General features: G+C 39.5%; 23 protein-coding genes and 1 riboswitch. Of the genes, 9 read left to right on the top strand and 14 right to left on the bottom strand.

Translation table 11 applies throughout. The features are described 5' to 3' along the window. Positions 1–36: 36 nt before the first annotated feature. Positions 37–288, bottom strand: coding sequence for a hypothetical protein (locus QQK09_RS12915; protein ID WP_284204565.1), 252 nt, complete (start codon positions 286–288; stop codon positions 37–39). Between the two features lie 160 nt (positions 289–448). On the opposite strand from QQK09_RS12915, the gene QQK09_RS12910 reads away from it, so the two are divergent. Then, positions 449–1,084, top strand: a complete 636-nt coding sequence (locus tag QQK09_RS12910) for a DNA-3-methyladenine glycosylase family protein (RefSeq protein ID WP_284204564.1) — start codon at positions 449–451, stop codon at positions 1,082–1,084. Between the two features lie 149 nt (positions 1,085–1,233). Here the strand turns inward: QQK09_RS12910 and QQK09_RS12905 are convergent, their stop codons facing one another. From QQK09_RS12905 to QQK09_RS12880, 6 genes are all read right to left on the bottom strand, one after another. Next, positions 1,234–1,812: a dihydrofolate reductase family protein gene (locus tag QQK09_RS12905; RefSeq protein WP_284204563.1), complete on the bottom strand. Its 579-nt coding sequence runs from the start codon at positions 1,810–1,812 to the stop codon at positions 1,234–1,236. 89 nt (positions 1,813–1,901) lie between these two features. Further along, positions 1,902–2,273, bottom strand: a complete 372-nt coding sequence (locus QQK09_RS12900) for a VOC family protein (RefSeq protein ID WP_284204562.1) — start codon at positions 2,271–2,273, stop codon at positions 1,902–1,904. Between the two features lie 157 nt (positions 2,274–2,430). Beyond that, entirely contained in the window at positions 2,431–2,679 is a 249-nt protein-coding gene (locus QQK09_RS12895; RefSeq protein WP_284204561.1) for a DUF3297 family protein, read from the bottom strand. A 162-nt stretch (positions 2,680–2,841) separates the two neighbouring features. Beyond that, positions 2,842–3,459, bottom strand: coding sequence for a 3'-5' exonuclease (locus tag QQK09_RS12890; protein WP_284204560.1), 618 nt, complete (start codon positions 3,457–3,459; stop codon positions 2,842–2,844). A 46-nt stretch (positions 3,460–3,505) separates the two neighbouring features. Further along, the gene (locus tag QQK09_RS12885; RefSeq protein ID WP_284204559.1) at positions 3,506–5,098 is read right to left on the bottom strand and encodes a B12-binding domain-containing radical SAM protein; all 1,593 of its coding nucleotides are present in this window, start codon (positions 5,096–5,098) and stop codon (positions 3,506–3,508) included. Positions 5,099–5,334: 236 nt separating this feature from the next. Beyond that, positions 5,335–5,706 carry a hypothetical protein gene (locus QQK09_RS12880; protein WP_284204558.1) on the bottom strand — a complete coding sequence of 124 codons (372 nt, stop codon included), beginning with the start codon at positions 5,704–5,706 and terminating at the stop codon, positions 5,335–5,337. 307 nt (positions 5,707–6,013) lie between these two features. Continuing rightward, a riboswitch (purine riboswitch) is annotated at positions 6,014–6,113 on the top strand. A gap of 107 nt (positions 6,114–6,220) precedes the next feature. Between QQK09_RS12880 and QQK09_RS12875 the strand changes: the two genes are divergently transcribed. Then, positions 6,221–7,600, top strand: a complete 1,380-nt coding sequence (locus tag QQK09_RS12875; protein WP_284204557.1) for an NCS2 family permease — start codon at positions 6,221–6,223, stop codon at positions 7,598–7,600. 212 nt (positions 7,601–7,812) lie between these two features. On the opposite strand, the gene pncB is transcribed toward QQK09_RS12875, so the two are convergent. Together pncB and QQK09_RS12865 are read right to left on the bottom strand one after the other, a co-directional pair. Next, positions 7,813–9,027 (bottom strand): nicotinate phosphoribosyltransferase, encoded by a 1,215-nt coding sequence (gene pncB, locus QQK09_RS12870; protein ID WP_284204556.1) that lies wholly within the window; start codon positions 9,025–9,027, stop codon positions 7,813–7,815. Further along, a complete protein-coding gene (locus QQK09_RS12865) occupies positions 9,024–9,671 on the bottom strand; it encodes an isochorismatase family protein (RefSeq protein WP_284204555.1) in 648 nt (215 codons plus the stop codon). Before QQK09_RS12865 ends, pncB begins: the two co-directional genes overlap by 4 nt. A 556-nt stretch (positions 9,672–10,227) precedes the next feature. On the opposite strand from QQK09_RS12865, the gene QQK09_RS12860 reads away from it, so the two are divergent. The 5 genes from QQK09_RS12860 to QQK09_RS12840 all read left to right on the top strand — a co-directional run bounded on the left by QQK09_RS12860 (position 10,228) and on the right by QQK09_RS12840 (position 13,680). Further along, complete coding sequence (locus QQK09_RS12860) at positions 10,228–10,920, top strand: aspartate/glutamate racemase family protein (protein WP_284204554.1); 693 nt, start codon at positions 10,228–10,230, stop codon at positions 10,918–10,920. Positions 10,921–10,971: 51 nt separating this feature from the next. Continuing rightward, positions 10,972–11,358: a tautomerase family protein gene (locus QQK09_RS12855; protein ID WP_284204553.1), complete on the top strand. Its 387-nt coding sequence runs from the start codon at positions 10,972–10,974 to the stop codon at positions 11,356–11,358. A 419-nt stretch (positions 11,359–11,777) separates the two neighbouring features. Beyond that, the gene (locus tag QQK09_RS12850; RefSeq protein WP_284204552.1) at positions 11,778–12,353 is read left to right on the top strand and encodes a HupE/UreJ family protein; all 576 of its coding nucleotides are present in this window, start codon (positions 11,778–11,780) and stop codon (positions 12,351–12,353) included. Positions 12,354–12,472: 119 nt separating this feature from the next. After that, positions 12,473–12,868, top strand: coding sequence for a DUF3465 domain-containing protein (locus tag QQK09_RS12845; protein WP_284204551.1), 396 nt, complete (start codon positions 12,473–12,475; stop codon positions 12,866–12,868). 38 nt (positions 12,869–12,906) lie between these two features. Further along, on the top strand, positions 12,907–13,680 hold the full coding sequence (locus QQK09_RS12840) for a phosphotransferase enzyme family protein (protein ID WP_284204550.1): 774 nt from the start codon (positions 12,907–12,909) through the stop codon (positions 13,678–13,680). 599 nt (positions 13,681–14,279) lie between these two features. Here QQK09_RS12840 and QQK09_RS12835 read toward each other — a convergent pair. The 3 genes from QQK09_RS12835 to QQK09_RS12825 all read right to left on the bottom strand — a co-directional run bounded on the left by QQK09_RS12835 (position 14,280) and on the right by QQK09_RS12825 (position 16,971). Then, positions 14,280–14,981, bottom strand: a complete 702-nt coding sequence (locus QQK09_RS12835; protein ID WP_284204549.1) for a VC0807 family protein — start codon at positions 14,979–14,981, stop codon at positions 14,280–14,282. Positions 14,982–15,201: 220 nt separating this feature from the next. After that, positions 15,202–16,428, bottom strand: coding sequence for a M28 family peptidase (locus QQK09_RS12830; protein WP_284204548.1), 1,227 nt, complete (start codon positions 16,426–16,428; stop codon positions 15,202–15,204). A 240-nt stretch (positions 16,429–16,668) separates the two neighbouring features. Continuing rightward, on the bottom strand, positions 16,669–16,971 hold the full coding sequence (locus tag QQK09_RS12825) for a hypothetical protein (protein ID WP_284204547.1): 303 nt from the start codon (positions 16,969–16,971) through the stop codon (positions 16,669–16,671). Positions 16,972–17,387: 416 nt separating this feature from the next. Between QQK09_RS12825 and QQK09_RS12820 the strand changes: the two genes are divergently transcribed. Next, complete coding sequence (locus QQK09_RS12820) at positions 17,388–17,972, top strand: sugar O-acetyltransferase (RefSeq protein ID WP_284204546.1); 585 nt, start codon at positions 17,388–17,390, stop codon at positions 17,970–17,972. A gap of 27 nt (positions 17,973–17,999) precedes the next feature. Here QQK09_RS12820 and QQK09_RS12815 read toward each other — a convergent pair whose 3' ends face one another. After that, complete coding sequence (locus QQK09_RS12815; RefSeq protein ID WP_284204545.1) at positions 18,000–18,659, bottom strand: alpha/beta hydrolase; 660 nt, start codon at positions 18,657–18,659, stop codon at positions 18,000–18,002. Between the two features lie 221 nt (positions 18,660–18,880). On the opposite strand from QQK09_RS12815, the gene QQK09_RS12810 reads away from it, so the two are divergent. Then, the gene (locus tag QQK09_RS12810) at positions 18,881–20,098 is read left to right on the top strand and encodes a phosphoribosyltransferase family protein (protein ID WP_284204544.1); all 1,218 of its coding nucleotides are present in this window, start codon (positions 18,881–18,883) and stop codon (positions 20,096–20,098) included. A 75-nt stretch (positions 20,099–20,173) separates the two neighbouring features. Here QQK09_RS12810 and QQK09_RS12805 read toward each other — a convergent pair whose 3' ends face one another. Then, positions 20,174–21,604 (bottom strand): DUF2867 domain-containing protein, encoded by a 1,431-nt coding sequence (locus tag QQK09_RS12805; protein WP_284204543.1) that lies wholly within the window; start codon positions 21,602–21,604, stop codon positions 20,174–20,176. Between the last annotated feature and the right edge of the window lie 100 nt (positions 21,605–21,704).

Below are 21,704 nucleotides of genomic sequence, written 5' to 3'. Positions count from 1 at the left end.
CCTTTTTTGTATCTGCATCAGCTGACGAGTCAGATTTTAATGTGCAGTACGACTCGTACCATTTCTCACTAAATCTTGGCCTGTTTGGAATATCTCTTCCGTCACCCAGCGTGATAATAGTAATTGCTGCTTATCATCTAACACTGCAACAAAACGACGACCATCTTTATTACTGGTTGCCATCGCGATACCCGCAACATCCGTTAGTCCTAATCCACCTGTTTCCACTGAAATTAAAAAAGTTTCTAACTCGGCTAGGGTAGTGATGGTAGTTGTTTCATTGTTCATATTTATATTCTCTGTATAGCGTGTCATCAATAATCAGCGAATGTTACGATGTTTGTCTTTCTAAGGCAACTTTCTCCCTGATTTGCTTCGTCATCTGATGGTTATTTTCACATTGGGTCTAAAATTAAAGCTTCATTTTAACATTAACTATAGGTGCGCTATGGATAAGCAAACGATTGAACAGGGCTTACAAGCGATAAGTCTTGTTGATGCAGAAATGGCTGCTGCCTTTAATCAGCTAGGCTCACCGCCAGTGCGAGTTAATCCTCCCGGCTTTGAAACCTTCCTATCAACGATTATCAGTCAGCAACTATCAACCAAGGTTGCTGCGGTTATTAAGGCGCGCGTTTTGGAACTGATGCCAAGTGTTAGCGCTGCAGCGTTGTTAGCAGTTGCAGATCAAGATTTACGCGATGCTGGTCTTTCGTGGCGCAAGGTTGAATATGCTAAAGGGCTCGCAGAAGCGATTGTCAGCGGTGATTTTGATGTGCATGGGTTAGCTGAATTAACGGATGATGAAGCGATTGAGACTATTACCCAGTTAAGAGGTTTTGGTTGTTGGAGTGCCGAGATCTATCTTATGTTTTCACTGCAACGATTAGATGTTTTCCCTGCAGATGATCTCGGGATATTGCTAGGGCTTGCTCAATTGAAAGGACTAACTGAAAAACCAACACCTAAACAAGCGCGCGAGTTAGTCAAACATTGGACACCTTGGCGAAGCGTGGGGGCGTTGTTTTTATGGTCACTTTATTCACATAACAACCAATTAAAAAAGACAAGTGAATCCGCCTGATTTTATTAATAGCAATTACATTAAGTATGTGATCTAAATTTTGCGCAGGAAAAACAGCTTAATTCAATGCGTAAGTTGATGTTAATGGTGATCCCTTTACGAAACTTACAACGCAGAAGTCAGTTTTTTTAACCAGTAAAATAGATCAGCTATTTACTGTAATTGCTATAATAACTCACACTGTACTTTTCTTGGATAAAGCCATTTGCAAAGGCGATAGCTTGGGTATTGTGTAGCGTGACCTCTTTTGCTGTTTTAGCAAATAAAGGGATCCCTTCACCTAATAACACTGGCGCACGGGTAATGGTCATCTCATTAATCAATTTCAGATTAATAAATGCCTGAATCGTCATGCCACCATCGATATAAGCGTGTTTATGTCCTGCGCTCTCAAGCTGTGTGAGCAATTGCTGTAGATCACCCGAATAGAGTTCAATTCTGCCTTTCATATTATCAGGGAAGGTAGTGAGCGTATTACTCAGTACAACAATACGTGTATTACCATAGGGCCATTGTTCTGGTGTGAGGTGCATGTCGGCAATAGATTGCATACATTTACGTCCCATGATCATGCAATCGATAGATGCCATGTAGGCCGCAAATCCCATATCTGCGTGCTCGCCCATCTCTGCATCTAAGCAGCCAACTTGATGTAACCAATCGACGCTACCATCTTTTTTAGCTATAAAACCATCAACACTCGTTGCGATATAAACGGAACATTTCATAAATAACCTCTGCTCTTGTTGATAATTTAAAATAAAAACGAACCATTTATGATTCGCTTTAACAGGGTTTTACGGTGTAAACCTTGCGCTTAACCGAAGTGATTAAATACCATTTTATTACCATCAACATCACGGAAATATGCACCATAAAATCTATCTGGGATACGTTGTCCCGGCTCACCATCACAGGTAGCACCCAAGCTAATCGCTTTTTGATACATCTGTTCACACAGTTCTTTTGAACCGGGTGCAATGGCTAGCATATTACCGTTACCGCAATGCTGTGGTTCTTGGTTATATGGAATACAAAGTGCGAGTAGTGGCTCCTGCATTGATTTACCAATAAACAGAATGCGATCCATTTTTAGTAGTGTTGTTACACCGAGGGGCGCTAATAACTCATTATAGAAAGCTTCTGATTTATCTAAATCTGTCACACCAATGGTTGCGTAGCTGAGCATAATTATTCCTTTAAAGTTAAGAGATTGTTAAAACAGGAGTTTGACTACAACAGGTTAGTCAAATGAAGTCAAATAAGTTCACTTATCGCTAGGCATAAAAAAACAGGCACTAAATTTCTCTAGTGCCTGTTTTTTAAAAGTTGTTGGTGAGGCTCTTTTAACGGTAAAAAGCTTCAACAGTACCTTTTTTAGTGATCATAAGTGGTTGGCCACGACGATCTAATGCTTTATGTGCCGCAACTTTAACCCAACCTTCACTGATGCAGTATTCTTCAACATCAAAACGCTCTTTGCCGTTAAGACGAATACCAATATCATTCTCGAAAATTTCTTCTGAATGGTGTGGGCTACGAGGGTTGCCTGAAAAGCGATCTGGTAAAGGTGGTAGCGATTTAGTATCGTTCATGTTGATGACCTGTAGTAAATAAAAAGAGTGCCATTGTAGACAATATGGGAATCACGCTCAACAACTGCAACGATAAATTTACTATTTATAACGTGATTGCGGTATTAAAATCAAACGAATTGCACTGATTGTAATCGATCTTTCTATCTCGCTGTCTGCCCGCTATATTTGTGCCCATTTATTTAATAGCTTATCAATCGCACCTTTTGGTGTTTTACATATCTTTTGTATCTGCGCAAAGCTCAAATCATGAAGATCGTATCGTACAGCAATGTCATTTAACAATGCTAACCAAAGTTGGCTGGTCATCTGTGCATCATATAACGCACGGTGAAAACCACCTGAACTTGGAATATTTGCATAACGGATAAGTTCACCAAGTTTATGGCTATCAGCATCTTGGAAAATACGACGTGATAATAGCAGTGAGCAAGAAAAATTACCCACTGTTTGGCGTCCGATACGCATCAATTCCGCATTTAAAAAGCGACTGTCAAAGGAAGCGTTATGGGCAATAAGATTATCATCGCCAATATAATCGGCAAATTCATTCATCACCTGTTTACACGATTCAGCCTGCGATAACATTTGATTGCTGATGCCTGTATAGCTTTCGATGAATGAACTGACCCGAAAGCCAGGATCCATCAATGCTTGAAATTGGTCTTTAACTTCACCATTAATCAGGCGCACAGCACCTATCTCAATGGCGCGATCACCTTGGTCAGGAGAAAGCCCGGTTGTCTCGAAATCTAGGATCACAACGGAATCAGCGCGCATATTTGTTCTCTTATCTTTATTTCTAATTTCTAACGTCAAGTTATTCTTATTGCATGTGTTGTTTTTGGCGCTGTAATAACTTGCTCTTAGTGACTACCTGTTTTTGTTGTCCAGCATAAAGGTTAAGCGTATTAAACAGGCTTTTAGATTTAGTGGCCGCATAATCCAATTCAATTTTCGAAATCACTAATTGATGCTTTTCAGGGAATAGTGCTTCGACCGCTTGAGAAACTAGTTCAAATAAACGCTTCAAATTGATTTTATGAGTTTGGTCAGTCTTTTCAAATAACCAGTTTGTGATTGCCATGAAATGATCAAAAGGGCTTTCAGAAATAATCACGTCTAATGAATGTTTGAAACGACCCGAGTTACCAATCATGTCCCAATAACGTGCAAAACGGTTGATCAACTGCATAGTTGGAAAATCGATGCGATCGGTGCTTAAAATGTTAAACGGCGGTAATGGGCTAAAACGCAGATCAAAGGTTTTTGTGTGTCTAATGACTGGTGTGCCGCGTAGACGTTTTAAAATACCCATCTGAATCTCATGGGGCTTACACAGATACAGTTCGTCGAAGCTGTCTTTGAATGTTGCTAAGGTTTCACCCGGTAAACCAAAAATAAGATCTGCATGAATATGCGCGGTAGTATTCTCTTTTAGCCACAATAAATTCTTTTTAGACTTAGGGTTATTTTGCTTACGACTGATGTTTTCCTGCACCTCTTGATTAAAGGTCTGGATACCCACTTCAAATTGCAAGCTGCCTTCAGGAAACTTAGTTAAAATCTCTTTTAACTTTCTTGGTAGGTGATCAGGTACCACTTCAAAGTGTAGGTATAGGTCGTCACTCATTCTATCTAAGAAAAATTGCATGATCTGCAGAGAGGTATTGATATCTAGGTTAAAGGTTCTATCAATAAACTTAAAGTTACGTGCACCACGTTGATGAAGCACATCCATCTCTTTAAGGAAAACGTCTAAGCCGTATGGGTCTGATTTAGTATCTAGTGATGATAAACAAAATTCACACTTAAAAGGGCAACCACGTGATGCTTCAACGTACAGGATGCGTTTTGCTAAATCTTCATCACTGTAATATTGGTAGGGCATCTCAATATTTTTTAATTCAACGGGTTTAGATTTAAGTACTTTACGATCTGGCAGCTTATTATTAATAATATCCTGACATAATTCATAAAAACTTACTTCACCGGGGCCGGTTAATACAAAATCAGCCAATTTAACGATCTCTTGTTGGTCAGATTCATAACTCACCTCTGGACCACCTAAAATCACTTTAACGTCTGGCGCAATTACTTTTAACAGGTTAACGACATTGGTGGTTTCAACAATATTCCAGATATAAACGCCTAAGCCCACAATATCAGGTTTTGATTCTAATATTTTTTCAACGATATCAAGCGGGCGTGTTTGAATAACAAACTCTTTGATTTCACAGCAATCTTGTAAATCTTTTAAATTAGCATACAGATAACGAAGACCTAAACTTGCATGAATATATTTTGCATTAAGGGTAGCAAGCACGATTTTAGGCGATGCGATTGCATCTGCTGCTGAATGCTTATCTTCATTCAGATCGGTGCGCATAATGGTTAGGTCGTTGTTGATTTGCGGCATAATTATAGAGATTCTTAAGAGTCATGAAAAATATGCGGCTCATAATACAGTAATCGAAGATTATATTCAGTAGATGCTTTTGATTAGCGCAGTAATGCAGGGGTAAATAGTCGCTTATTGCTTGTATAATAAAAGTTAAGAGTCAGTTTAATCGCGGATTAATAACAGTGATTGGATTTTAATGTTAAAGAGTAAGTAGGGCGCCAGCAGTGCGAGCGCTCTACTTAATATGATGATTAGTTGCTGTAGTAGCTGTCCCAATCACCGTAGTTAGCATCGCCAACTAATACTTGTAGTTCAACGTCACCGACTTCAGCCACGATCACTTTTTGTGCAATTTCAAGCATTGTGTCTAGGTCTTCGTGATCTGTCATGAAGTTAACTGCAACATGGTACTGATCGTTAAAGTAAGCGGTAAACAGTTCCCAGTTTTGCTCGCATGCAATGAACGCGTCATCAACGTCATCGAATTTTTCGATATCGGCACTGAAACGAATCTCTGCACAGGTTTGTGCAAACGGGCCAATCGCCATTTTTTTCATATGACGTTTTTTATGGTGACTTTTAAGGATTGGGGTTGCCATTTCTGGCACATTAATAATATTCATAAATAACCTACTTAATATTTAAAGGGCGTGGAACGCCAATAACTAATTTTCGCTAATGCGATTGAACGGGAGCATAGACCAGCGTGTTTGGTGACGCAAGTCATTTGCAGGTCAAAATGACCCAGTGCTTAATAAGGAGACAGGATTTAACGTATGCTTTGGTTGACTTGAGTGGAAATTAAATTTATTACAGATGGTTACTTTATTAATCGTTGTTGAAAACTGCCTGTTTAATGACCAGAAAATAACATCTCAAATGATTGATTTTGAAAATGTTAATTGAAAATTCTACATAATCGTTTACAATCCCGCTCCATATTTATTGAACTGTATATCCTCGGTAATTCGGTCCGAAAGTCTCTACCACAAAACCTAATTTTGTGACTACAGTCCATTCTTTTCTAACACATTTAGAGAAGCGATCTAACTTACCTATAAGATAAGTTCAGTAAATTAGTTTAATTATGAGTCTGTGATTCATAATTCACCACACATTTACTATATAGGTTTTATTGTGAGTTTAGATACTACACTAGCTACCCCAACTGTCCCAAAATCGACCTCTATCATTGAAACAATCTTTAATGTTTCTCAACGTAAATCAACCGTTGGCACTGAACTTTATGCCGGTTTTATCACCTTTTTAGCGATGAGCTACATCCTTGCGGTTAACCCCGCTATTCTTGGTGACATTCCAGGTATGGATCGTGGCGCTGTTTTTACCGCGACAGCATTAGCTGCGGGTATTGCGACCTTGATCATGGGTATTTTTGGTAACTATCCAGTGATGCTTGCACCGGGCATGAGCATGAACGGCTTCTTTAAAGGCTTATTGTTCAGTGGTTCGGTCGCGTTAGTGTGGCATGAAGCGTTATTTGGTATCTTTCTATCTGGTGTGGTTTATCTCATCTTCTCACTTACACCGATTCGAAAAACCATGATAGAGGCGATTCCTGAAGATCTTAAATTAGCGATTACTGTTTCTCTTGGTTTGTTTATCGCATTTTTAGGATTAAAAAATGCGGGTATCATTGTTGCCAATCCATTTATTTTAGTAAGCATGGGTAAAATTACTGAGCCGCAAGTGATGATTGCTTATATCAGTATCTTTATCGCCTTGGCGTGTATGATTCGTGATATTAAATTAGCGACCTTTATCTCTTTTGTTGCTTCAATGGTATTAACCCTCGGTGCCGATATGTTGATGGGGACATCGAATGCGCCAATCCCTGAAACATTCATTTCTATTCCCCCTAGTTTAGCGCCAAGTTTTGGTGCCATTTTTAACTTCTCTGGTTTTACCCCTGAAAAACTGTTTGATCTGTTCTTCATAGTGATGGTGTTCTTTATTGTCGATTTCTTTGATGGTTTAAGTACTATTGTGGGTGTTGGTAAAGATGCAGGCATTATCGATGAAAATGGTAAAGTGCCTAATGCTAAATCTGCATTAGTGGCCGATGCTGGCGGTACGGTGATTGGGACTGTTTTAGGGACCACTTCAATCACTGCTTTCTCAGAATCGGGTATCGCTTCTTCACAGGGGGCGAAAACAGGTTTAGCGGCTGTGATGACCGCAGGTCTCTTCTTCCTATCACTATTTTTCTACCCAATATTCTCAGTGTTCTCAACTGCAATCGTTGCACCGGCGATGGTGGTTGTTGGTATCTACATGGTAGGGCGCTTAGGTAAAATACAGTGGGATAAAAAAGAGTCACGCATCGCAGCATTCTTTACCATCATGTTTACGGTGTTAAGTTTCTCTCCTGCAAACGGGATGGCGATGGGTTTCATTACCTATGCATTCAGCATGTTAGTGGCGGGTAAAGGTAAAGAGGTACACCCCCTTATTTACGGATTATCGGTTATCTTTATCGCTTATCTTGTGATGATGTAACCACTAACCACTAACCACTAACCACTAACCACAGCTAAATTTGTAAAAGCTGCCATCGTTGAACAAACGTTGGTGGCTTTTTTTATGCGTTATTGGGTTGTCTTTAGTGTGTGTGTTGTCGCGTTAATTCGTAGGGTAATGTTATTAAAAATGGTCACATTAAATGTGATAAGTAACCATTTTATAATTCAGTTGATTAATGCTTAGTTTCTCTAAACCTTAAGCGTTTTTGGGTCGATACCATATTGGCTCGCCAAATATTTTAAAAAACCTAAATCTTCACACATACTCTTCCCTGGCTCATCAGATATTTTTGCTACCGGTTTTCCATTAACCGTCACCATTTTTATCACGATACTAAGGGCTTCATTGCCAACATCATTCATCAAATTTGTACCGATCCCAAAAGAAACGTTGACCCGTCCTTTAAAGCGTTTCCAAATTTCAATCATGCGTGGCACATCTAATGAATCGCTGAATATTAAGGTTTTGTTAAGTGGGTCAATGTCCATATCTTGGTAAAGACGAATCGCTTTTTCTCCCCAGATAAAAGGGCAACCACTATCATGGCGTAAACCATCATATAATTTACCAAAATAGGGATCTGAAAAGTCGCGCATGAAAGAATCCATTGAATAACAATCCGTTAAAGCGATTCCTAATCGTCCTCTATATTCCCGAACCCAACCCTCTAATGCAGCTGTTTGTGCGTCAGCCAATCGTGTCACAGCTTGCCAACTTTGAAACCATTCATGTGCCATTGTGCCTACGACGGGTAAGCCTAACGTTCGCGCAAAATGTACGCTACTTGTGCCCGAAAAAGTAGTAGGGCATTGGCCTTTTAATGTCAGTAATACCTCTTCTTGCCAAGCTTTGCTTGCGCGTCGACGCGTACCAAAATCGGCAAAATTAAAGCCCGATAAATCTTCTTCTGCCTGAAGTAGTGCAATTTTAGCGGCTAGTTTTTCGCGCGCGTAAAAAAGATCAAACCCATCACAATTTATCTCTGTGTGCAGCTCACTGATAATAGAGAGTGCATAAATTTCGAAAAGACTGACATGTAATAATGGGCCGTCAAAACGAAGGCTGATGTTTTTTCCATCGGAATGTAAGTGGATAAATTTCATGTTAAGTTTAAACATTCTCAAAAACTCGATGAAATCAGGTTTAATGTAGGGGAACTTCGCGAGGTACTCTAGTTCTGCATCTGTGAAGGATAATGTGCAAAGATGTTCTAATTGTCGTTGTATTTCAGGAATTAACGTCGTTAAATCAAGATCTTTCTGATTACGACAAGCAAATTTCCATTGCACGTTTACCAAACGAAACTCGGATGCATGATAAAAGGCTTGCAGCATAGTGATCTTATAAAAATCAGTGTCCAATAAGCTATCAATCAGCCAATGTTCTGTTTTCCTTTTGCTCATATTAGCTCCAACTCATTAGTGCTTTTAATTATTCTGGCGCCAGCATTGACCATCAATGTACAGGCCTCTTCGGTTGTATCTGTATGAATGCCACGACAAGCAGCCAAATTGACAATAACGTTAAACCCCGCTTGGCAGAGTTGGATTACGGTTGTTTTAACACAGTAATCAGTGGCCAAGCCACCGACAATGATGACCTTAATTTTATGCTGATGTAACCACTCAATAATACCCGTTTCTTCAGTCTCAAGAAGGTCATGGTAACAAGCACCATAAGGGTGCTTATGTGGATCAACCCCTTTTTCAATCACTAAATCGTAGTTGCTCTCACTCGGGAGACCAGGTATTAAATCATTCCCTCTTGTGCCTACCACACAATGTGCAGGCCACTTTATATCTAAACTAACGTAATGACCTTCAACAGGGGTAAATATTTCATCTGCAGATTGTGCTATCCAGGGGGCTTGTGCTGGGTGGCAATCTTTACTGACAAGCCTATATGAACAAAACGCTGCTTGTGTATTTAATTCATCTGCAATGAGGTGGCCATTTTCGACGGGTAATTCCTCAGGGCAAAGTGGTGTAAAGCCACATTGAGGATCAACATCAAAACTCGCGGTAATAGACTTTTCAATTTTAATCATGGTTCTCCAATAACACAGTCATTCAATATGTAAGACGATTTTAAGTATAATATTATTACGCGTCAAAATTCAAAAGGCGACAACTTTAATACTAGTACCAATCTGGATAAGTAATGGCTCATAAAATTGTGCAGGAAAATTCATTTGTAATAAGGCATCAATGGCAGTAACTCGTTATTGTAGTTGCAAAATTGAGAACGAGGTTAGTAATTAATTATACCTGCAAGCATGACCAAGTATTGAATTAGATAGGGTTAACAATAAATAATAGAGTAGAAAGTAAAAGGCCACGAAATAATCTAACCTTATACACCTCTGTATCGGCTTTTCGATAAAATTTAATATGTACACAAATCTAGATATTTTCCCAAGTGGTTATTATTTCTTATTGAAATTATGCCGCAGTTAATTTTAGTGACTAATCATCCAGTTTAGCTGAGGCTGTCTATCGTTGTGTTTATTATTAAATTAACATTGTCAGACAAAGAAGGTGAAATCCGCTATTCCACACTTCGCGATGATAGCGAACCGTAGCAATAATATTGTGAGAGGTAGTATGAAAACAATTGGTCTTTTAGGTGGCATGAGCTGGGAAAGTTCTATTGGCTATTATCGCGCAATTAATGAGGGGGTTAAAGACGCTCTTGGCGGTTTACACTCGGCAAAAATCGCGATGTATAGTGTCGATTTTGATACGATTGAGAAGTTACAGCACAGTGGTGATTGGGAGGGGACTGCAAAAATACTCTCTGAAGCGGCGATCAATGTAGAGCGTGCAGGTGCTGATTGTTTACTTATTTGTACCAATACCATGCATAAAGTCGCTCCTCAAATAGAAAAATCGATTATGATTCCTTTGCTTCATATTGCGGATGCTACCGCGGAGGTTGTGGTTAAAAAAGGCTTTAAAAAAGTCGGTTTATTGGGTACTGCTTTTACCATGGAACAAGACTTCTATAAGGGGCGATTAAAAGACAACTATGGTTTAAGCGTGCTAGTACCCGTTGAAGAAGATAGAAAAATTGTGCATAACGTTATTTATGAAGAGCTTTGTTTAGGGCGTATAATGCCATCTTCGAAAGCTGAATTTTTAAGAATTATTGATTCTTTAGCTGAACAAGGCGCAGAGGCGGTTATTCTTGGTTGTACTGAAATTGCTATGTTAGTCGAGCAAAGTGATACACCGATTACTTTGCTTGATACCACCACAATTCATGCTCAAAAAGCGGTTGAATGGGCATTGCAGTGATGTCAGTCGCCACAAAAAAGTGGTGAAATTTCTTATAAAAATGGACTCAATATGATTGTTATCTTTGGCATTAAAGAAAATCTTAACCCTATTAAGGCACAACTTTCTGATGTTATTCACGGTTGTATGAAAACCGTATTAAAAATGCCTGAAGATAAGCGCGCTCATCGCTTTATACCGATGGAAAAAGAAGATTTTTATTACCCTGGTGGTCGCAGTGATGCATATACGGTTATTGAAATAAATATGATGTCCGGACGTACGATTGAAACGCAAAAGCGTCTGATTAAATCACTGTTTAAGGAAATTGAGTTTCAGCTATCAATTTCACCCGTGGATATTGAAATTGTTATTAAAGAGCAAGCTCCTCATCAATGGGGTTTTCGTGGCATGACCGGTGATGAAGTGAGGGATCTGACATACAAAGTAAACCTATGACACGCCATTAATCAGTAGTTATAAATGCTTGTGTTTTTACTTCCCTATCTAAAAATGCAAGACCTACCTTTTTACCAAACTCAAGATCCTAATGTATTAAATCTTACCTTTCTGTGGTTATTTTCAATCAACGAATATTCAATCAAGCTTCTCTGATAACGAAAATAGTTGCCTCTCAATTCTACATTCGGGTGTTAGTTCGAAAACCAATTCTGCGTTGTAATACTCGATAAATACTCGTCATTACCGTCGTATAGCGCCTTGTAGTGCTATCCGAGCTAGCAACTAAATATAGCATTTTGATTGCTAACGGGTATCGGTACTATTTTATTAGTAAGTGTATGATATATTAGTTATTAAAGGGATTTAAATTATCTGTGTTGTAGATGATATGCGATTAAGTATATAAAGGAATTGTTATGAAAAAACAGGCATTAATGTTATTTGCTGGGCTACTCTTACCAAACCTCGTTTTAGCGCATGAGTCGCTGCAAAGTGGTGGTTTTATGTCAGGGCTAAGTCATCCGGTACTTGGGTTTGATCACTTGTTGGCGATGATCTGTGTGGGTATTTTAAGTGCCCAAATGGGCGGTAAAGCTATTTGGCTAGTTCCATCAACCTTTGTGAGTGTTATGTTGCTGGGCGGTGTGTTAGGCATGCAGGGCATTGCATTGTTCTCAGTCGAACTCGGTATCGCATTCTCAGTCTTTGCTTTAGGTATTGCGCTTGCTGCGGATAAACAATTTCCATCGGGTTTAGCAATGCTGCTTGTTGGTTTTTTCGCTGTCTTTCATGGCCATGCTCACGGCACTGAAATGCCCCTGTTAGCTGAACCGATACTATATGCGTTAGGGTTTGTAACTGGTACTGCCGGCATTCATGTTGCCGGTGTGTTCATTGGACTTTTGTCAAATAAAATCCATTACGGTGCATCGCTATTACGCTACATTGGAGCGGGTATTGCTGGTCTGGGTTTTTATCTGGTCATTGCGTAAGTGGCTAACATTAGTTGTAAACGGAAATCGTTGGCTGTGTTTTGCACTCCCATTAAAACAAACATTGTGCCTGTTCTGCGCAGTATTAAATTAGAGTTGAAACTGATATGCAATCAAATATGAAATGGATCGTTATTCTTTTATTCACCATTACCTGCGTAATACCATTGCAGGCTTTTGCAAATGATGCCTTACTTAAACAATCCTATGCATCAAAAACCAGTGATGTACAAATTCGTGGCTCAGGTAATGTTATCCATATATTGCCTGATGATAATAAAGGTTCAAGACACCAAAAGTTCATCATCAGGCTTGGTAACGGTCAGACTCTGTTAGTTGCTCATAACATTGATTTAGCACCTAGAGTGAATAACTTGAAGAAAGGCGATAGGGTTGAGTTTTATGGCGAGTATGAGTGGAATAGTAAGGGAGGGGTTATGCATTGGACGCATAAAGATCCTGCCGCTCGCCATATCGATGGCTGGCTTAAACACAAAGGTAAAACTTACTGGTAATGTATTTAAAAGATCGTTAACTGCAAAGGAGAGTTAAATTGCAAACACTGCAGGGGGGACGCGAAGGCGTTATTTTACGTTCAGAAGATAGAGTCTATCGACCAAGTGGCTTTTGGTCAGCTTCGGTTCATAAACTATTGCAACACCTAGAAAATAGTGGCTTTATTAACGCGCCTAAGCCATTTGGCTTTGATGGACATCATGAGGTTTTATCTTATATGCCGGGGGATGTTTACAATTATCCGCTAACCGGAAATATTGCATCAGATGAAGCATTACGCTCTGCAAGTAAATTGTTGCGTCAATATCATGATGCAACGGTTTTACTTATTGCTAGTGAGAACTTTAACAGTATGCAATGGATGCTACCAAGTAGAGTGCCCCATGAAGTGATTTGTCATGGTGATTTCGCTCCCTACAACGTCACGCTAAAGGGAGATAAAACGGTTGGTGTTTTTGATTTCGACACGGCTCATCCAGCACCAAGAATATGGGATGTCGCTTACGCGGTTTATTGCTGGGCGCCTTTTAAAACCAATGAACACGATGCATTAGGTGATTTAAGCTTGCAGTGTAAAAGAGCAAAATTATTCTGCGATTCATACGGTTTATTGTTTGCTGAACGTGAAAAATTAGTTGAAACAATGATTGACAGGATTCAAACCTTAGTTGATTACATACAAAGTGAAGCGCACAACGGAAATGAGGCATTTATTAACAATATCAATGATGGGCATCATCTTGCGTATTTATCTGATATTGAGTATTTAACAAACAGTGCACAGAGTATTACCAATAGCTTGCTTGACTAACCCCGTTGATAAGCATTTATGCTCAGACGTGGTCGCTATAAAAAGGCCATCGAATAGTTCGATAGCCATCACTTAGTTAACTAACTAACTAACGAAGTGCTTACCGGTTTCTTAGCTGCTTTAGCGGCTTTCTTCTCTTTAGGTGTTAAAAGAGCTTTCTTTTTCGTATTTTTTTTACTGTCTTGGCCTTTACTCATGATGCTTTCCTTTTTGAGGTAAATGATTAAGCCTAAGTCAGTTTGATCCAACCTAAGGATAGAGGTTACGCAGTAACGTTTAGTGTCAGTGTATAACCATTTCAGTATGACCCTATGCATAGGTAATTGATAGGAATAGCTTAGATTATCTGTCTGTTGAGCAGAACGCAGGTTGTTATTTGTACATAGGCGCACTGTATTACATCATCCGCATAAGCATTTTACCTCTCTTTATACAATCGAAAGGCTTTTGGGAATGTGCAGGGAGGATTAATAATATCAGTTTAAGTGGGTGAATCATGAAGTTATTCAGCAGCAAAGGTTAGGTAGAGAGACCTTATTATTTGCTCCTTTAGCAAAAGATAAGTTCTCTCTATTTGGCAATTAGGTTAAACAGAAATATTATTTTTCTTTTGTTGCCATCACTTCTTCTAGTTTAAGTCCGGTGAGGCTATTAATCGAACGCCATAAATAGTAAAAAACACCTAATAAAATCACCATTGATGGTAGTGCAATCATAGGGTAACTATAAAGGGTCATCTGACCTAGCTGTTCATTGAATTCTGGTGTGCCTGCCGGGCTAGTTACTAGCCACTTAGCGAGTATAAAGTTCATGGTAGCTGAAAAAACAAAAGAGCATGCCACCATATAGGTCGCTTTCAGCAAGCGTTTTTCAAAAATAGCCGTGCTGTTATGTTCAGCTAAGCGTGCATTTATCTTTTCTACATCCAACACTTCAGGGTTGAACAATAACGTTTTTACTAAAGGGTATGGCGTAAACGTTGAAATTAATACTGCTAGGCCGATCACAGCAGGGACTGCCGCTTCTTTAATCGCTAACCATTTATTGTCTAATTCAAATAAACCGATACCACCTGTTAGTAATACACTCACTAAACCTAATAAAGCGATAAAGTTAAATTTTCTGTATTTAACTAATTCAAACAATCCCCAGCCTAATGGAAAAGCTAACGCTGCGATTAAACCACCAGTAGGGCCTAAATCGCTTTCGCCACTTAATTTCATGAGGATAAATGACGGAATAACGATACTAACCAAGAGGTCAATCATCGGGCGAGGTTTGTGTGTCGATTTACTATTCATAATAGGTGCTTATTTGTTATAGATTAAGGATGAGTGGTTATAACTAATTATCTTAAAGAACACAATAGCTTGGATTGAACAGCGAGTTGGGGAAGTGAATAATGTTTGTGGTGAACAGCCTGCGTGAAAGGTAATTACACAGGCTGTTAGTAGGTCGCTATTCGTTCGTAGTTACTTGTTCGTAACTCATTGCCCCTGCTCATCACCCACCATTTTTAGCTTAAAAATTATCTAAACGTATGTGGCTATTTTTTAGGTCGTCTCGAGTGATACCTGTACCGTTTAAAGCATCAAAGTGACGTAATAACTCGGTGATCCCGTGGATTGAAGCGAGTAAATCACCAGTATGTGCAGATTCTGATGCGGTATGCATATTACGAATCGGATAACCAATCGTAATTGCTGCGCTGTCCACGCCCGCCAGTGCCGCAGCCATGCCATCGGTGCCCATATCACGCCCAGAAAAATCAAGTTGGAATGGAATATTTTTTTCAGCACACAGGTTTGCTAGTGTTTGTGATATAAATTCAGAGGCAACAGAGCCTCGGCCAATAGTAAAACCTTTACCCATTTGTAACGGGTTCATATTCCGGCTACCAATACCCGGTGCAGCTTCATAGTCGTGGTTAACATCGGTGGCAATCAATATATCCGGTTTAAGTTCACCAACCACTTGTGTTGAGCCAAAACGGCCAATCTCTTCATGGGTGGCGATAGTATATAACACACGAATATTGTTTAATCCTTCGCTTGCAAGTGTACGAGCAATTTCAGTCACCGAGAAACAGCCTAGACCATTATCCAAGTAAGCACCGTAAAAGGTATCATTCGCTACACCACGTTTAATGGGACGATCTAATAAAATCGGATCACCTGGACGTAAACCAAGTGCTTCAACTTGCGCTTTACGATCGTCACCATGCATGTGTAGTTCAAGATAAATAGACTCAGGTTTGATCCCTTGCTCACCTGTACGCTGTGCAGGCGTTGAAAAGTGAATGGCGCCTAATGCTTCAACAGTACAACCTTCAATGACTTTATATACACCCGCTTTGTTTGGGTCTTGACAGAATAGTTTAACTTCGTGACCAATGAGGGTGGTGGGGAGGAACGAGTCGGTATTAATCCATACCTTGCCATCTTTATCAATTTTACGCACTTGCATGCGGATTTTATCAGCGTGACCAACAATCATGATACTCGTCAGATCATCGCGACCAGGATGTGTATCAAACACTAAGCCTGCATTACCTTTAAATTGATGAATAGCCCAGCTTTTTGGCATAAAAGATTCAAATTCAGGTTTAATCACGCCATAACTCATTGCAGCTTCAAAACCGATTGGTGAAGGAGCGGCTAATACCGTTGACATAAAATCGAATTGGCTTTGTGGCATTGTTGCCATCCAAGGTTGTGCTGTCTGATTGTTATTTGTATTACTGCTCATAATTGAATTGCTCTTAATTGTTTATGATATGGCGTTGTTTTGTCGTGCTTTGAGACGAAGAAAACAGCAAGTAGCTATAATATGAGGTCATTTTTCAGAGTTACAATAGCCTAACAAAAAATAGGGGAATTTAGTGTTGTGTTGAGTGTGTTTTACCCGCATAACAAGCTGTTTTTTGGTATTGCTTTCTCATGGCCTAAAAAGAGAGGTAGCGTCTAATATGTCGTTAGAATAGCTTTGCTAGGTTAAAATTGTTCGGTAAGCTATGTTGTTTTCTTTAAGCAAAGCCTGCAGGTTATCAGCGTTTAAATGTAGTTCAATGTCATCATCATCTGCTTGTGTTTTTATAAAAGCAACATAATCAAGCTGGATTCCCTTTATGCGCACCTTTTGTATATCTATTGATGAGAATACTTTTGGGCAGCGGTTGCAAGATAAACGGCAAACGCATTTTATATCACAGGTTGCTGCTAATTTTAGGTCATTAATCAAACCTTTAGCGCATAAATCTTGATAACTCACAGCGAGAATATTTGATGACATTAGATCAGTCTCCTAACTTAAAAGATGAATTAAATGTAATTAAAAGCCAAAACGTCAGTAATTTCCATGTTTAAATGAAACATTATGTAAATTTAAGACGAGGGACATCTTGTTGCGTAATTGTTAAATCAATGGGCGCTTGAATTGTTCACGAAATCTTTGTTTTGTAAATGATTTTTCGTAAATGTGAAGCGTTATTTTTGAACATGTGCAGCCGTGTGCAAAACCGCTATATTAAGCTTTTTTACCACCCGTAGCGGTATATGATGAGTCCCCTGACGGCTAAAAATTAGTGATGTCTGAATCGAGCACTTTGCAAAGGAAGCGGACATGTTGGCTACTTTTACATTGAACTCATTTATTTTTACTAGGTAATAGTGGGATCAATAAAGAATAACAAGTAAAAAGGAAGGACAATGAGCTTTTTAGATAAAATAACAACACCCAAAGCGTACACGGCACAGTTTGAGTTCTCACACCTTGAATTACAATTACCCGCTAAACAATTGTGTTGGGAGTTTAATCAAACTAACCCCCAGGACAGTGCTAAAAAAGGCGAAATATTATCCAAATTATTTGGTACCTATCATGAAAACGTGTTTATTGAGTCGATGTTTCGCTGTGATTATGGCTTCAACATCCATTTTCATGGCTTTGCTATTATTAATTACAACTGTGTCATCCTTGATACTTCACCGGTTCATATCGGTAATGAAGTTTGTATCGCACCGGGCGTTTGTATTAGTTGTGCAGGTCATGCCATTGACCCGAAGCAACGTGCACAGGGGATAATAACGTCTGCGCCAATTACCATTGAAGATGAAGTGTGGATTGGAGCAAATGCGACGGTTTGCGCAGGCGTTACGATTGGTAAGGGCAGTATTATTGGCGCGGGCAGTGTGGTGACGAAAGATATCCCTGCAGGTGTTGTTGCTGTGGGGAACCCCTGCAGGGTGATGAGAACAATTACTGAAAAAGATCGCCTTGATGTTAATAAATAAAACAAGGCATTACGTTGCTAGGTGTTTCTACATTAATCGCTGTTGTAACCAAGCTGAAATATCTATAATTTGCTCTGCGCACACGTTATGTTGCATTTGATATTGCTGATAAGTAGGTTGGAAGCCTTTATCTAATAATGCTTGTTGTGCCTGTTGGCCTAATAGTGGATCAACCACCGGATCTTGGCTTCCATGCATGATGTTGATGTTCAACTGTTTGTTGTTTTGATGCAGTTGAATAGTGTCTCTGGTAGCAAAGTAGGTGGACATTGCTAATAAACCCGCAAGTGGTTGGTGATAGGTTAACGCTGCTTGGTATGCAACAGCACCACCCTGTGAAAAACCCGCAACAATAATACGATTTGCTGGAATGCCACGCGCTATTTCTCGGTCTATTAATGCTTGTACTGCAGTTGCTGATTCAGTTAAATGGGTTATATCTACTCTACGTTCAATACTCATATCTAAAATATCGTACCATGCTGGCATAATTATACCGCCATTAATGGTGACGGGGATGGATGGTGAATGTGGAAATACAAAACGAATCGCTAACGGGGCAGGCAGTTCTAATTGCTTTACTATCGGCTCAAAATCATGACCATTTGCCCCCAAACCATGCAACCAAATAACACTCGCGGTTGCCGTGCTTGTTGGTTCGACCTGCACACTCGACAAATATTGCATAAATAACCTCATCTCTTGTTGGGTATATAATTAACGAAAATTTTACTATATCACTGTTTTTATTAAACATCGTTAGTTATGGGTTGCTCATTTGTTGCGCGATTAGGTATAAAAGTTACAACTTTGTATAAATATACAGTATCGATCTGCAAGGGTTCGCATTAGAATAGGCGACTAAATTTGAGCACCACTAATCGACCTCTTTTGATAAGGATCTATTCATGAGTTTTTCAATCAATCGCTCTAGTAATGTCGTCGTTGTAAGTAACACCTCTGACAACCCATTCGCAATCGATATCGCATACGCGATGGGTCAACAGGAAGACATTGCTGATATGATCAGCATGAAAACTTTCATGAACTCCGAATTTTGCCCACGCTTTATTGCTGATGAATTAGATCTAGAATCTATTGGTCAAGCATTGACTGGAAAAACCGTGGTGATTGTGAGTACTAGTAGCCATACTAAATCTCGTCAAGAATTAGCAATGGCGAATTTGGTGATTGCACGTACGGCGAAAGAAAATGGCGCTGAACGTGTTGTTTTAGTTGAACCAGATCTGTTTTACAGTGCGCAAGATCGTGGCGCGCATGCCGATTTAGGTGAAACACATTTTGAACGTGATATTCATGATATCAAGAAATTCGATGGTCAAGCATTCACCGCTAAATTATATGCGCAAATGTTAAAACTGGCGGGTGTCGATACAGTATTAACGATTCATAATCATTCATACTCAGTGCAACGTATTTTTGCTGATGTCTTTGAAGGTGATTTCCACAACCTGATCCCTTATCAAATTTATGCTCATTACCTGTTGAATAGTGATATTTTAAATTACGGTCCTGATGGCGAAGGCTTGGTATTATGTGCCCCTGATAAAGGCGCGCGTGATTTTGTTAAAGAGATGTACAATACCCTTGGTTTGCCGAAAGCAAAATTTATTATGCTTGATAAAGAACGTACCAATGAACGTAAAGTTGCGATTACGCTGCATAAAGAGAGCGAGCATACTTTTGAAGGCTTAGATGGCTGTAGTATTGTGTTGTTTGATGACATGGTGAGAACCGGATCGACGGTTGTTAAGTCTTGTCAATTCTTACAAAAAATCAAACCAGAGCGTATGGCATTTGCTGTTTCTCACTTCTATGCAAGTGATGAAGGCCGTGAACGTATGGCGCATCCTGCTATTGGTGAAATTTTAACGTTAAATACGTTACCGACTATCTTAAACCGTGATGAGCAAGGGCGTTTACGTAAGAAACTTGTCGTGTTAAAAGTTGAAAAATGGCTAGCACAAGAGCTTTCTACCATTTTGGGTTTACCTTACCAACAAGAAACGAATCCGTATAAGATTGATATGTCTTCAAAAAATCCTCGTTTTCAGCGTAAAATCTGGCACAGTGAAGAGCTATCTGAGTTAAAGAAAAGTAAATAGTTCGATCAGTCAATAATTAACAATTTAAGCTCGGCATTTGCCGAGCTTTTTTATGGGCATAGATAAAAGTGAGCATTACTGCTTACATTTTTTATCAATGGCCTTGGCCATCCCTTTGAATATAAACAGGTGTGCAGGCATCATCGCATACCAATATAATAATCCTGACAAACCGGCAGGGTGCCACCAAGCACGGATATCTAATAGTCGATAATCGCCTTTATCTTCAATGTTGAACTCTAAACGCCCCAGTCCCGGCGCTTTCATTCCTAATAAAAGTGATAAAAACTGCTCCTCTTTTAAGCCGATCACCTTCCATGAATCGATACGGTCACCTAAAGCCAGTTTTTGGGGATGCTGCCTAAAGCGTTGCAATGCGTCACCACCAACAACATAGTCCATCCACTCTCTGATTCGCCATAAATAGTTAGCAAAAAAATAACCTTGTTCGGTTCCTATTAATTGTATCTGCTGCCAAAGAGAGGCTGCACTGATCGTTGTCTTTAAGGTGTAACCAGCTTGTTTAGGGTAATAACCATATCCTGGGCGCCAACGTGATAATGCATCGGGATCAAAGCCCCATGTTTCAGTGTCAATCACATCAATTTCCTGCTTTAGTGTTTTGCTCACTGCTTGCTCATAGGAGAGTAAGGTTTGCGGAATTAATGCTTGCAGTTGTTTACCATCTGCCGTCAAGTCATATTGCAAACCTCCCACCAGTGCTTTGGCAATATTGGTGGGCACTGAAGTGATAATTTTGAACCAGTAAGAGGCAAGTTTTGGGGTTAAAATGGCCAGTGGAATGATACGTACTTTTTTACCCGCTAACCGAGCGATAATATGCATCTGCTTTTGATAAGTGATTAGTTCTGGTCCTGCCACATCCATAATTTTATGTTGCTCAGGTGTCAGTGTGAGTAACTTAAGCAGGTAATAGAGTAAGTTTTCTAGGGCAATAGGGGAGTTATTCGATGTCATCCACTTAGGTGTTATTAACAAGGGCAGGTGATAAACAAAATCGCGCATCACTTCAAAAGCCGCTGAGCCTGGTCCGACAATAATACCCGCTCTTAATTCTGTTACGATGACATGACTCTCTCTTAAAATTTCACCTGTTTTTTTACGTGCGCTAAAATGTGCTGAATGACCTTGCTGTGGTTGTAAAGAACCGAGATAAATCAGTTGTTTTACTTGGCTAGTTTTTAGATAGGCAGTAAAGTTTTTGGCAATATCTAACTCAACATTTACAAAGTCATGGCCGTGGCTCATGCCATGGACGAGGAAATAAACCACATCTATATCGGTTAGCATAGAGGTTAAATCGGGGTTGTCGCTTAAATTTAATTGCACAATATTGATATTAGGAAGTTTACTCCAAGCACGTTTGTGCAGTATTTTGCTATCTCGACCTGTTGCGGTGACGTGATAACCTTTTTGTGCAAGCAACGGGACTAACTGACTGCCCACGTAGCCCGATGCTCCAACCACTAACACATTGTTAATCATGAAAAACGCCTTGGTTATAAAAATGATAATTACAGCATAATGCACGTAGCGGCTTTTAACCTGTAAGTTATTCTTTTACTGTTAACAGACTCACTATATA

This window comes from Psychromonas marina (genome assembly GCF_030161115.1).
Lineage (GTDB): Bacteria > Pseudomonadota > Gammaproteobacteria > Enterobacterales > Psychromonadaceae > Psychromonas > Psychromonas marina.
Note: the sequence above shows the minus strand (reverse complement) of the source record. Positions and strands in the feature narration are given on the sequence as shown.